This window comes from Mycobacterium riyadhense (assembly GCF_963853645.1).
GTDB classification, from domain to species: domain Bacteria; phylum Actinomycetota; class Actinomycetes; order Mycobacteriales; family Mycobacteriaceae; genus Mycobacterium; species Mycobacterium riyadhense.
Genome location: NZ_OY970456.1, coordinates 6,030,546 through 6,042,687 on the forward strand (window position 1 = coordinate 6,030,546; position 12,142 = coordinate 6,042,687).

Sequence of the window (12,142 nt, forward strand, 5' to 3'; positions counted from 1 at the left end):
CCGGTCCCGATGACCGCGCAGGAACCTATGCAGCGCGGCTCAGCTCACCGGATCGCGCCGACGATATCGCCGGACATGGCGCCCAACTGTGCCGACCACGAGCCCCAGCCGTTATCGCCGCCGCCTGGGAAGTCAAAGTGGCCGTTGTGGCCGCCGACGTTGCGATACTGCTGGTAGAACGACCTGCTGTCGCCCATTGCCGCGCCGGCTTGGCCGATCATCGCGGCGGGATTGCTGGCCCCCGGGTTGGTCGGGCTCCACACCCAGACTCGGGTGTTGTTCTGCGCCAGCAACCCGGCGTGCACCCACGGGTCGTGCCACTTCCACCGGCCCAGCTGTGGGGCACCCCACATGCCGTTGCCGTCCACGCCGCCGAATTGCTGCAAGCCGGCCAGAATCGCACCGTTGGTCGTGGTGCTCGACGGGTACAGGAACCCGGACAACGAACCGGCGAAGCCGAAGCGGTCGGGGTGGAAGGCGGCCAGCGCCATCGCACCATAGCCGCCCTGAGATGCACCAACGGCGGCATGGCCACCGGGTGCCAGGCCCCGGTTTGCGGCCAGCCAATCGGGGAGCTCGCTGGACAGGAAGGTCTCCCACTGCTTGCTGCCGTCCTGCTCCCAGTTGGTGTACATGCTGTAGGCACCACCGGCAGGCGCGGCCACCGAGATCCCCTTGCCGGCCAGCGTGTTCATCGCGTTTCCCGCGGTGACCCAATTGCTGACATCCGGGGCGGCGTCGAAGGCGTCCAGCAGATACACCGCATGCGGGCCGCCGGCCAAGAATGCCACCGGGATATCGCGGCCCATCGCCGCCGAGGGCACCATCAGGGTCTCGTACGGGGCGGCCTTGGCGGTGGATCCCGCCGCCACCGTGACACCGCCCAACGCGATCGATAGCACGGCAACGCAGAACAGCCGCAGCGACACCGACAGACCCCTCATGTACCCACCTCCATGTGTAGCGCACTTCCATATGTAGCGCTGTGTGCACACAGCGTCCGTCTTGCGGCAAGACCCGACCCGCAAGGTAGCTAACCACACCGCGCACGACGGGATAAAGGGGAGATAACGGGCGAATAACTAATGGCGGCGACCCGTGGGGTCGCCGCCATTAGTCGTTGCCGTAGGACCTAGAGAGGACTAGGTGCCCTGGGTGGTACCGGTGCCGTTGGTACCGGTGTTGGGGGTGGCCCCCAGCACGCGCTGCAGGTCAGGCTTCATGGCGTTGAGCTGCGCGCCCCAGTACTCCCAGCTGTGGGTACCACTGTCCGGGAAGTTGAACACCGCGTTGTGGCCGCCACCGGCGTTGTAGGCGTCCTGGAACTTGATGTTGCTGGTCCGCACGAAGCCCTCCAGGAACTTGGCGGGCAGATTGTTGCCACCCAGGTCCGACGGCTTGCCGTTACCGCAGTACACCCACAGGCGGGTGTTGTTGGCAATCAGCGTGCCGACATTCAACAGCGGGTCGTTGCGCGCCCACGCCGGGTCATCCTTCGGGCCCCACATGTCGGAGGCCTTGTAGCCGCCGGCGTCACCCATCGCGAGGCCGATCAGCGAAGGACCCATCGCCTGGGACGGGTCGAGCAGACCCGACATCGCACCGGCGTAGATGAACTGGTGCGGGTGGTAGGTCGCCAGGTTCAGTGCGGACGCGGCAGCCATCGACAGACCGACCGCGGCGCTGCCCGTGGGCTTGACGCTCTTGTTGGCCGACAGGTACTGCGGCAGCTCGCTAGTCAGGAACGTTTCCCACTTGTAGGTCTGGCAGCCGGCCTTGCCGCAGGCGGGCTGGTACCAGTCGGTGTAGAAGCTGGACTGCCCACCAACCGGCATGACGATCGACAGGCCCGACTGGTAGTACCACTCGAACGCCGGGGTATTGATGTCCCAGCCGTTGAAGTCGTCCTGCGCGCGCAGGCCGTCGAGCAGGTACACCGCGGGCGAGTTGGCCCCGCCGCTCTGGAACTGGACCTTGATGTCGCGGCCCATCGCCGCGGAAGGCACCTGCAGGTACTCCACCGGCAGGCCCGGCCGCGAGAATGCTCCCGCGGTCGCCGAGCCGCCGATGACACCGACCAGACCCGACAGCAGGGCCGCGCCAACGGCTCCCACCACGAGTCGGCGCGGCATACCTGTCACGGCGCCACGAAACCTGTCAACAAGCTTCATCCTTGCTTCCTCATCCTCATCGTTTAGGCGCATCCGGTGTAGTGGGCGCATCCCTGAACTAGGTCGGACTGCATTGCGCTGAGCGCCTGCAGTGCCCGTGTAGTCAACCACAACTTTGGGCTTGCACTCTCCTCGAGAGCGGCGCCCAAACCGTTATCTGACGGCGATTTGGCGTATTTTTCCGTTCCGAAGCGGCGTCCGGAAATGGCATTTCCGCATGTGCCCGCGGTTCGACGCCCGCTGGTAGCGGGTCAAATGTGATGTTGCTGTCAGTATTGAGTCACCCGGCGTGCCGGGTGGGGCGCGCAATCGATGAACATTCGGGGGCAAATTCACCTACCGCCCGTCACTCACGAGGCGGGGCGGGGGGAGTCTGGGGCACCTCGAGCCCACACCTGACGAGCTCGTAGAGCGGCACGCGGTCGATCCGATATCGGGTGAATTCAAAGGAGTGCACCACGTTCGAGATGAACCGGTGCAAAGTCATCGGCGCCCGCACCGAGTTCAGCACCGCTTGGGTGGCGGGGCACTGCAAGGCCGCCTCGGCCTGCGCAACCCACGCCTGATCGAGGTATCCGGGAACTCCCGGATACCACTTCACCCATGGGCCGTCGGCGATCACCCAGTCCGGGAACAGGTTCTTGTCGTGGCCGATCCGGCCGTGCTTCAGCCGCTCCGTGTGTTGCGCCAGCGGGTTTGCCAATCCGATTTGATCGATGACCCTGACGTCAAGTCCAACGTTCATGCCCAGCATGCCAAGGTTCGTGAAAAACACTGCATGATGCGACTTTTCGTATGGCCTTTGGCCCGCTGGCGCCGGTGGCGGTGGCTGGATCATGGGCACGAGATCCCACTGAGTGTAATTGCCAGACGGCAGCAACAACGCCCCATCGGGGGTGTTGCTGAGTGCCACCAGGACGGCGGCCATCCTCGGGTAATCGAGGTAGTCGGCGGCGGTCAGCGGATGCGCGCGCCCGGTCGCCTGCGCATAGAACCGACGCTCGTCGACGATCCCCGAATAGGTGACGTGGGTGGCGTCGTCGCCCATTCCCGGCGAGTTTGCCGCCCACAGCGACCAACCCGCCACCGCCAACCAGAGCGCGCTGACAGCACCGGCTAGCCAATAACCGGTCTCTCGCGAGAAGTCCTTGCCGTCGGGCACCAGCACGGGAATGACCGCCACCGGAGCCAGCAAACAAAACAGCGGCGCCAGCAACACTCGGCCGTGCATGAAGTCGCCACCTTGCCGGATCCAATACAGCCCCTGCAGCAGCCCGCTGACCACGATGAATGCCACCACGGCCGGTGGGCTTTGCACGGCCCGAGCCACCCGGCCGTAGTTGGGTGCCAGCACCGGACGCAGGAATGAGGGCCGGCGGCGCATCGACATGAGCAGCAGCCCGAGCGGCACCAGCAGCACGACCGGCACCCAAAGCGCGTACGGCCGGTTGAAATTCGACAGATAGATCATGCCTTGCGACCACTTGTCGCCGGCCGCGTCCTTTGCCAGGGCGGTGCCCGGCACCAGCAGCCCGTAGTAGCCCATCCGGAATATCTGGTAGGCAACCGGCAGGAAGCCCCCGGCCACCACGAGCAGGACACGGCGTTGCCAGGTGCGGGCGGCGATGAGCATCATGATCAGCGCGAGCCCGCCGATGAGCGCGAACTCGGGCCGGACCAGCACGCTACATCCGGCGACAACGGCCAATGCGCCGATGAATACCGGGTTCTCCGCGCGGACCCGCAACGGCTGCGACCAACAGACCATCAGCCACCACAACAGCCCCAGATAGGTCAGCACCAACCCGCTCTCCAGGCCCGAGGTGGCGAAGTCTCGTGCCGGCGGCACCGCGATGTAGACCAGCGCCCCGGCGGGCAGCATGATGGCCCGGCGGCCGCGCAGGCTGGGTGCGTACAACCGGCCCGTCCCCAGCATGAGCAACACCACACCCAGCACCGAGAGCGTCAGGGCCACAGCCAGCGCCACATATTCCAGGCGCATCGGCCCACCCACCCAGCCGGCCACGTACAGCAAGTAGGTCCACACCGTCGACGTGTTCGCCTCAACTCGCTCGCCCTGGTTGAACACCGGTCCGTTGCCGGCCAGCAGATTTCGCACCGTGCGCAGCACGATCAAGCCATCGTCGGCGATCCAGCGCCGTTGCCAAGCGCCCCAACCGAACAGCACGGCTACCACCGCCACGCTGACCCACAGACTGATCCGGACGACGGGGTCGTAGGGGAACACCGGCCGGCTGCCGCGTCGCGCGGCAGGGCGGCGCGACAGCGCGGCTACTTGGAGGGCCTTGAGCTTTTCGCTAGCCGAAAGCAACTGCGGCACCAACAGTTCCGATCCACGCGAGCGCCAGCAACTGCAACACGCGGTCACGCAGCGCTATGTCTTCGGGCTCCCCGGCCAGGCCGCCGTCGACGTCCACGGCGTAGCGCAGGATCGCAATGGTGAACGGAATCATCGACACCGCGAACCAGGATCCGCTGTAGCCGTCGCGTTCGAAGGCCCACAGCCCGTACGTCAACACCACCGCGGTGGCCGACAGCGTCCAGACGAAGCGCAGATAGGTGCTGGTATAGCTTTCCAGCGACTTGCGGATCGCCGCGCCGGTGCGTTCGGCCAATTGCAGCTCGGCGTAGCGCTTTCCGGCCACCATGAACAGCGACCCGAATGCCATCGTGAGCAAGAACCACTTGGACAGCGGGATGTCGGCGGCCACACCACCGGCGATGGCGCGGATCAAGTACGCCGACGACACGATGCAGATGTCGATCACCGCTTGGTGCTTGAGCCCGAAGCAGTATCCCAGCTGAATGCCGATGTAGACGATCATGACAAGCACGAGGTTCGGCGTCAGCAGCCAGGCGATGGCCAGCGACGCCACACCCAGCGTGGCCGCCAGGGCGTAGGCCAGCCACTCTGGTACCACACCGGCCGCGATGGGCCGGAACCTCTTGGTGGGGTGCTCCCGGTCCGCCTCGACATCGCGCACGTCGTTGACCAAGTACACCGACGAGGCAGCCAGGCTGAACACCACGAACGCCACGGACACCTTGGTCAGGACCTCGGTGTAGTCGTAGCGGACTCCGCCGCCCAATGCGGCCAGCGGCGCGGCCAATACCAAGACGTTCTTCACCCACTGCCGCGGGCGGATCGCCTTGACGACGCCGACGACCAGGTTTGCCGGAGGGCCGGTCACAGAAGCCAGGTCATCGCTCATTCAGTCACACCTCCGTCGACTCGGACCGCGATGGCCGCGACGGCGGCGCCGAGAGCAACGCCGGCGGCCACATCGCTGGGGTAGTGCACGCCAGCCAGTATTCGCGACAGCGCCATCGGCGGTATCAGCACCGCCGGAGCCATGCCTTTGGGCAGACCTACAGCCCGGCCAATCAGGATAGCGGCGGCAGTGGTCGAGGTGGCGTGCGCTGAAGGGAAGCTCAGTTGACTCGGTACGCCCACATTGACCGCGACGGCCGGGTGGTGCGGGCGCTTACGCCGCACCACCCGCTTGATGAGAACGGCGGCGGCGTGGGCGGCGAAGCTGCCGGTCCCGGCGACCAACCACTCCCGGCGCCGGCGCGGCGCCACGACCGCACCCAGCAGCGATACCACCAGCCAGCCGATGCTGTGCTCGCCGAAGAAAGATAGCCCGCGCGCCGCGGCGAGCGTCCACGGTCGGTCAGCGAGTGCGGACTGAACGGCCACCATGGCGGCGACTTCGCCGCGCGGCGGCGCGGGTTCAGGCATGCTCAGGCTCGTTGTGAGACAGCAGAGCCGTCTCCCACTTTTGTTTGCTGGACAGCACCGGCAATGCGTCGCGATACGCCCTGCGCATCTCGTCGAACCGGCGCACCAGCCGGCGTTGCCGACGCAGCGAACCGAATAGCAGCGAGAACATCTTGGCGCGATCGCGCTGCCGGTAGACCACCCCGCACCCGTCGGCCGTCGTGACGGTGACGCCGTCGACCGTGCACAACCGGAACCACCGCGCATCCTGGGTGGGCACGTTGAATTCCGGGCGCACATGGTGGGCCGGATCTGCGACCTTGAGATTGTGCAAGATCCCGCGGGCCAGCCGGTATCCGATGACCACAGGGTTCACCGGCGGCTTCATCACTTTGTTCTTGTGCAACGGCGGCGGCAGCTCGCTTGCCGCCGGCAGCACGACCGCGTCTGGATAGGCCTTGCGGATACGGTGCACCTCCGGCAGCGCCGACTCCAGGATCGAAAAGATGTGCTCGGGCCCTGCAAGGAAATCGTCGATGGCCTTGTTCTGGATCTCTACCGTTGAATATTCAAGGCAGGCAAGGTGTTTCAGCGTCGCCTTGAGGTGGCTGCGGACTAGCCCGGTGACGTCACCGTTCCAGTGCATTGCGGCGACGACCAGCCGGTTTCTCAGGTGGAAGTACGCCTGCCAGTCAATGGCGTCGTCCTTGTCGCTCCAAGCCATGTGCCAGATCGCGGCGCCGGGCAGCGTGACCGTCGGGTAGCCGCGCTCGGCGGCCCGCAGACCGTAGTCGGCGTCGTCCCACTTGATGAACAGCGGTAGCGGCTGTCCCAACTCCTCGGCAACCTGCCGCGGGATCATGCACGTCCACCAGCCGTTGTAGTCAACGTCGATGCGCCGGTGCAGCAGCCTGCTCTTGTCTTCCTGGTCGTTCAACGGATATTCGGCGAAGTCGTGGTCGTACTCCGCGTGCGGCGCGGCGGTCCACATGAAGTTCGAGCGGTTGACGACTTCGCCCATGATGTGCAGGTGCGACGGCTCCTGCAGGTTCAGCATCTGGCCGCCCACCAGCATCGGCGACTTGGCGAAGCGGTGCATCGCCAGCACCCGCAGAATCGAGTCCGGTTCGATGCGGATGTCGTCATCCATGAACAGGATCTGTTGGCAATCGGTGTTTTTCAGCGCCTCGTACATCACCCGGCTGTAGCCGCCGGAACCGCCCAGATTGGGCTGGTCGTGGATGGAGAGCCGATTGCCCAAGCGCTCGGCCGCGGCAGGAAAGTCGGGATGGTCGCGCACCTTGCGGGTTCCCTGGTCCGGCACGATCACCGCGCCGATCACCGCGTCCACCAATGGGTCGGCGGTCAGCTCGCGCAGCGCATTCGCGCAGTCGGCGGGACGGTTGAATGTCGGAATGCCCACAGCGACGTTGGCCGCGCCCGGAGCCGCAATGGTGGCGTACCAGCCGCCGCTGAGCAATGTGACCTTGGTGTCGGTGGTGATGTCGAACCAGATCCAGCCGCCGTCCTCAAAAGGCTGCAGTCCCACCTCGATCTCGAGCGCCTGGGGCTGCTCGTCAGCACTGGCAAACTCGCGGCCTTCGACGAAGATGCGCGCCCCGGTCGCCTTGGTTCGGTAGACGTCGAGACGTCCGGCACCGGTCAGCTCGACACGCAACACCACTGACTTGCAGATGGTCCAGCGGCGCCAGTAGCTGGCCGGAAACGCATTGAAGTAGGTAGCGAACGACACCTCGGACTCGGCGCCGATCTGCAAGGAGGTGCGGCTTGTCGCGTGCGCGCGCCGCGAATTCGTGGTCGATTCCACCAGGTACAGCTTGCGCACGTCGAGGGGTTCACCCGGGCGGGGCAGGATGATTCGGGAAAGCAGGCTTACGGCAGTCAATTGCGCGCACCTTCTTCCGCTGCCTGTTCCGCCAGGGACTTGCCATCACGCAGATGCGGCGCGAGGACGTTGTCGAACATGTTCAAAGCGCTGGCAATGGCCATATGCATATCCAGATATTGGTAGGTGCCCAAGCGTCCGCCGAAAAGTACCTTCGCCGACGCGGTCTCGGACTTCGCCCTGGCTCGATAGGCGGCCAACAGGACGCGGTCGGCCTCGGTATTGATCGGATAGTAGGGCTCGTCGTCGTCTCCGGCGAACCGGGAGTATTCCCGCATGATCACGGTCCTGTCGGTCGGGTAGTCGCGCTCGGGGTGAAAGTGGCGGAACTCGTGGATGCGGGTGTAGGGGACGTCGGCGTCGTTGTAGTTCATTACCGGGGTGCCTTGAAAGTCACCGGTCGGTAGCACTTCGACCTCGAAATCCAGCGTGCGCCAACCCAGCCGGCCTTCGGCGTAGTCGAAGTAGCGGTCCAAGGGGCCGGTGTATACAACTGGCGCGTCGGGATTGCCTTCGCGCAGCTGCTCGCGGACATCGAACCAGTCGGTGTTCAGCCTGACCTCGATGCGGTCGTCGGCGGCCATGTTCTGTAACCACGCCGTGTAGCCGTCGACGGGCAGTCCCTCATAGGTGTCGCTGAAGTAGCGGTTGTCGAAGTTGTAGCGCACCGGCAGCCGATTAATGACGGCAGCCGGAAGCGTGGCGGGGTCGGTCTGCCACTGCTTGGCGGTGTAACCCTTGACAAACGCCTCGTAGAGCGGCCGGCCGATCAACGAGATGGCCTTCTCCTCTAGGTTCTGCGCGTCTGCGGTCTCGATCTCGGCGGACTGTTCGGCGATGAGCTGGCGCGCTTCGTCGGGAGTGAAGTACTTGCCGAAGAACTGCGAGACCAGACCCAGACCCATCGGAAACTGGTAGGCCTGCCCGTTGTGCATCGCATACACCCGGTGCTGGTACCCGGTGAAGTCGGTGAACTGGCGCACGTATTCCCACACCTTCTTATTGGAGGTATGAAACAGGTGCGCACCGTACTTGTGGACTTCGATGCCGGTTTGCGGCTCGGGTTCGGAGTATGCGTTGCCGCCGATATGCGGCCGCCGGTCGACGACAAGGACACGCTTGTCGAGTTGGGTAGCCACGCGCTCGGCAATCGTCAGGCCGAAAAATCCGGAGCCGACGACGAAGAGGTCGAAACGAGCGGGGAGGTCGAAACGCGAGATCATCGGTTGCCTAGGGTATCTGACCTTGCTGCCAAAACCCGACTTGACGGTGCGCGGTGGGTCCGGATTCTCCCAGGTACTGCGACGTTCCGGTGGTTTTCCGGTGGTTCACATCGGTCGAACGTCACACACGAGAAGCACTCACGTCGCGATTGCCTCACGATTCGATATCACCACTCTAGTCACATCAATCCCACTCGTACCATCGGTCGTGTGGGTTTCATGCCGTGCATGCCACGCAACGCCTAACCAGATTGAGGAGACTTCCGTGCCGAACCGACGCCGACGCAAGCTTTCGACAGCCATGAGCGCGGTCGCCGCCCTGGCAGTCGCGAGTCCATGTGCATACTTTCTTGTCTACGAAGCAACTAGCGGCCCCAAGCAGCCCGAGCACCACGAGTTCAAGCAAGCGGCCAACATCGCTGACCTGCCGGGCGAGTTGATCGGCGCACTCTCGCAGGGGTTGTCGCAGTTCGGAATCAACGTGCCTCCGGTCCCCGCCCTCGGCGGCACCAGTACCGCCAGCACCGGCCTGGGTAGCCCCGGCTTGGGGCCCAGTCCCGGTTTGACAAGTCCGGGCCTGACCAGCCCGGGCCTTACCAGCCCGGATCTGACCAGCCCCGGTCTGACGCCGTCGACACCTGGATCCCTGGCCCTGCCAGGTACCACAGTGACGCCACCGCCGACGCCCGGTGCTGGAGTCAACCCCGCACTCACCAACCCCGCGCTGACTAGCCCGACCGGGCTTGCGCCGGGCCTGACCAGCCCGACGGGGCTAAGCCCTGCCGCGGGTACCGGCGAGATTCCCATCACCTCTCCGGTCGGATTGGATCCCGGCGCCGACGGCACATACCCCATCCTGGGCGACACATCGGGCCTGGGTGGTGTCGGTAGCGGCACTGGTCTGGCGCCAGTCAGCCCGGCCAGCACCGGATCCGGCGGCGGCGGGCTCGTCAATGACCTGATGCAAGCGGCCAACCAGTTGGGTGCGTCTCAGGCCATCGACCTGCTCAAGGGCCTGGTGATGCCGGCAATCATGCAGGGCGTTCAGAACGGCGGCGCCGGCGCAGCCGGTGCCGCGCCAGGCGCGCCCGCGTTGCCGGCCGGTGCGGTACCCGCGGCGGCGGGTGCAGTGCCGGCGCCGGCCGCTCCGGTGGCGGGTGCAATACCGGCCCCGGCCGCCCCGGTGGCGGGTGCAATACCGGCCCCGGCCGCCCCGGCGGCGGGTGCAATCCCAGCCCCGGCCGCGCCGGCGGCCGCCCCGGCGACCCCAGAACTGGTGCCAGTGACCTAGATCCCCGTCCAGACAAAAGCCCTCCAACCTGTCACCTGACGACACCGCAGAGTCGCACTGGGCCCGGGTCCCGGCAAACCCACCCAGCAACAATCCTCTGCGGTGTCGTCGACATGTTTTGAACGTTTATCCCGTGTCGCCTCATAAGAAACATTAGACACACACGTAACATCGGCTGGTGCCCCGCAGCCGTGCACCGACGATGTTGCTTACCGCTATCGCGGCGACGGTGGTCATTGTCTCGTGCGTGCTGAACCGTCCTCCGCAGGGCACCCACGAGACACCACCGCGTCGCGACACCCATCTCGCCGAGCGGCCGCTGATCGGGCTCGGTGGTGGTGTGACGGTGCGCGAGCTCAATCAGGACACACCGTTTGCACTGGTCGCGCTGACCGGCGATCTGGCCGGCACCTCAACCCGCGTGCGAGCCAAGCGCCCCGACGGGTCGTGGGGGCCCTGGTACCAGACCGAATATGAAACCGCAGCGCCGGACCCGGGCCCGGAGGGGACTTCCCGGGGCCCACGGAGCACCGATCCGGTGTTCGTCGGCACCACCACGACCGTGCAGATCGCGGTGACCCGCCCGATCGACGCGCCGGTGACCCAGCCGCCGCCCGGCGGTGAGCCCGACGAGCGCGGCCTCGGCTACCGTCCCGCGACGAAAGAACAGCCCTTCGGTCAGAACATCTCCGCGATCCTCATCTCACCGCCCCAGGCACCGGCCGAAACACACTGGAACCCGCCGACCGGGGTCACCATGCCGGGGCAGGCGCCGGCCATCATCAGCCGCGCGGAATGGGGTGCCGACGAGTCGTTGCGTTGCGGTACGCCGCAATACGACAACGGTGTTCGCGCCGCGGTGGTGCACCACACCGCCGGCAGCAACGACTATTCACCCCTGGAGTCGGCGGGGATCGTCAAAGCCATCTACACCTACCACAGCAAAACCCTGGGCTGGTGCGACATCGCCTACAACGCGCTGGTCGACAAGTACGGCCAGGTGTTCGAGGGCAGCGCCGGCGGGCTCACCAAGGCGGTCGAAGGCTTTCACACTGGCGGCTTCAACCGCGACACCTGGGGTGTGGCGATGATCGGCAATTTCGATGACATGGCGCCCACGCCGATTCAGCTGCGTACCGTCGGCAGACTGCTCGGCTGGCGGCTGGGCATGGCGGACGTCGATCCCAAGGGCACGGTGGAACTGGAGTCGGTGGGCGGTTCCTACACCACCTTTCCGGCCGGTGCCGTAGCCAAGTTGCCCGCCATCTTTACCCACCGCGACGTCGGCAACACCGACTGCCCCGGCAACGCCGCCTACGCCCTGATGGACGAAATTCGAGACATTGCATCACATTTCAACGATCCGCCCGAGGAACTGATCAAGGCGCTAGAGGGTGGCGCCATCTACGAACGTTGGCAGGCGCTGGGCGGGACGAACAGCGTGCTGGGTGCGCCAACATCGCCAGAGATGGAAGCAGCCGACGCGGCGCGGTACGCAACGTTTGCCAAGGGAGCGATGTACTGGGCGCCGGAGACGGGCGCCCAGCCGGTCACGGGGGCGATCTACGATGCCTGGGCCTCGCTGAGCTATGAGCGTGGCCCGCTCGGGCTGCCCACCAGTGCCGAGATCCACGAGCCGCTGTATATCGCGCAGAACTTCGCGCACGGAACCTTGAACTTCGAGCGGCTCACCGGCAATGTGACCGAGGTCGTTGACGGGATCACCACGCCGCTGTCGACGCAGGCCCCCAGTGGCCCGACGGTGCCGCCCGAGCACTTCTCGCTCCCAACGCATCCGGCCAACTGAGG

At 65.7% G+C, this 12,142-nt stretch carries 9 protein-coding genes; 2 read left to right on the top strand and 7 right to left on the bottom strand.

Annotated elements, in window-relative coordinates; all coding sequences use genetic code 11:
* Positions 1-44 precede the first annotated feature (44 nt).
* The 7 genes from AADZ78_RS26575 to glf all read right to left on the bottom strand — a co-directional run bounded on the left by AADZ78_RS26575 (position 45) and on the right by glf (position 9,042).
* On the bottom strand, positions 45-944 hold the full coding sequence (locus AADZ78_RS26575) for an esterase family protein (RefSeq protein WP_085252447.1): 900 nt from the start codon (positions 942-944) through the stop codon (positions 45-47).
* A gap of 198 nt (positions 945-1,142) precedes the next feature.
* Positions 1,143-2,171, bottom strand: coding sequence for a diacylglycerol acyltransferase/mycolyltransferase Ag85A (ag85A, locus tag AADZ78_RS26580; protein WP_085252522.1), 1,029 nt, complete (start codon positions 2,169-2,171; stop codon positions 1,143-1,145).
* A gap of 346 nt (positions 2,172-2,517) precedes the next feature.
* The gene (aftB, locus tag AADZ78_RS26585) at positions 2,518-4,515 is read right to left on the bottom strand and encodes a terminal beta-(1->2)-arabinofuranosyltransferase (protein WP_085252448.1); all 1,998 of its coding nucleotides are present in this window, start codon (positions 4,513-4,515) and stop codon (positions 2,518-2,520) included.
* Positions 4,490-5,404, bottom strand: coding sequence for a decaprenyl-phosphate phosphoribosyltransferase (locus tag AADZ78_RS26590; RefSeq protein WP_085252449.1), 915 nt, complete (start codon positions 5,402-5,404; stop codon positions 4,490-4,492). Before AADZ78_RS26590 ends, aftB begins: the two co-directional genes overlap by 26 nt.
* A complete protein-coding gene (locus AADZ78_RS26595; protein ID WP_085252450.1) occupies positions 5,401-5,934 on the bottom strand; it encodes a phosphatase PAP2 family protein in 534 nt (177 codons plus the stop codon). Before AADZ78_RS26595 ends, AADZ78_RS26590 begins: the two co-directional genes overlap by 4 nt.
* Entirely contained in the window at positions 5,927-7,819 is a 1,893-nt protein-coding gene (locus AADZ78_RS26600) for a glycosyltransferase (protein ID WP_085252451.1), read from the bottom strand. The genes AADZ78_RS26595 and AADZ78_RS26600 overlap by 8 nt, the downstream gene beginning before the upstream one ends.
* Positions 7,816-9,042 (bottom strand): UDP-galactopyranose mutase, encoded by a 1,227-nt coding sequence (gene glf / locus AADZ78_RS26605; RefSeq protein WP_085252452.1) that lies wholly within the window; start codon positions 9,040-9,042, stop codon positions 7,816-7,818. Before glf ends, AADZ78_RS26600 begins: the two co-directional genes overlap by 4 nt.
* Positions 9,043-9,307: 265 nt before the next feature.
* On the opposite strand from glf, the gene AADZ78_RS26610 reads away from it, so the two are divergent.
* Together AADZ78_RS26610 and AADZ78_RS26615 are read left to right on the top strand one after the other, a co-directional pair.
* Complete coding sequence (locus AADZ78_RS26610) at positions 9,308-10,333, top strand: hypothetical protein (RefSeq protein WP_139828956.1); 1,026 nt, start codon at positions 9,308-9,310, stop codon at positions 10,331-10,333.
* A 175-nt stretch (positions 10,334-10,508) separates the two neighbouring features.
* Positions 10,509-12,140, top strand: a complete 1,632-nt coding sequence (locus tag AADZ78_RS26615; RefSeq protein WP_204081569.1) for an LGFP repeat-containing protein — start codon at positions 10,509-10,511, stop codon at positions 12,138-12,140.
* The last annotated feature ends 2 nt before the right edge of the window (positions 12,141-12,142 follow it).

What these genes read in the sequence shown, in the direction of transcription:
- AADZ78_RS26595 (WP_085252450.1), bottom strand. Translation starts at nt 5,934, where the DNA reads ATGCCTGAACCCGCGCCGCCGCGCGGCGAAGTCGCCGCCATGGTGGCC.
- ag85A (WP_085252522.1), bottom strand. Translation starts at nt 2,171, where the DNA reads ATGAAGCTTGTTGACAGGTTTCGTGGCGCCGTGACAGGTATGCCGCGC.
- AADZ78_RS26590 (WP_085252449.1), bottom strand. Translation starts at nt 5,404, where the DNA reads ATGAGCGATGACCTGGCTTCTGTGACCGGCCCTCCGGCAAACCTGGTC.
- glf (WP_085252452.1), bottom strand. Translation starts at nt 9,042, where the DNA reads ATGATCTCGCGTTTCGACCTCCCCGCTCGTTTCGACCTCTTCGTCGTC.
- AADZ78_RS26575 (WP_085252447.1), bottom strand. Translation starts at nt 944, where the DNA reads ATGAGGGGTCTGTCGGTGTCGCTGCGGCTGTTCTGCGTTGCCGTGCTA.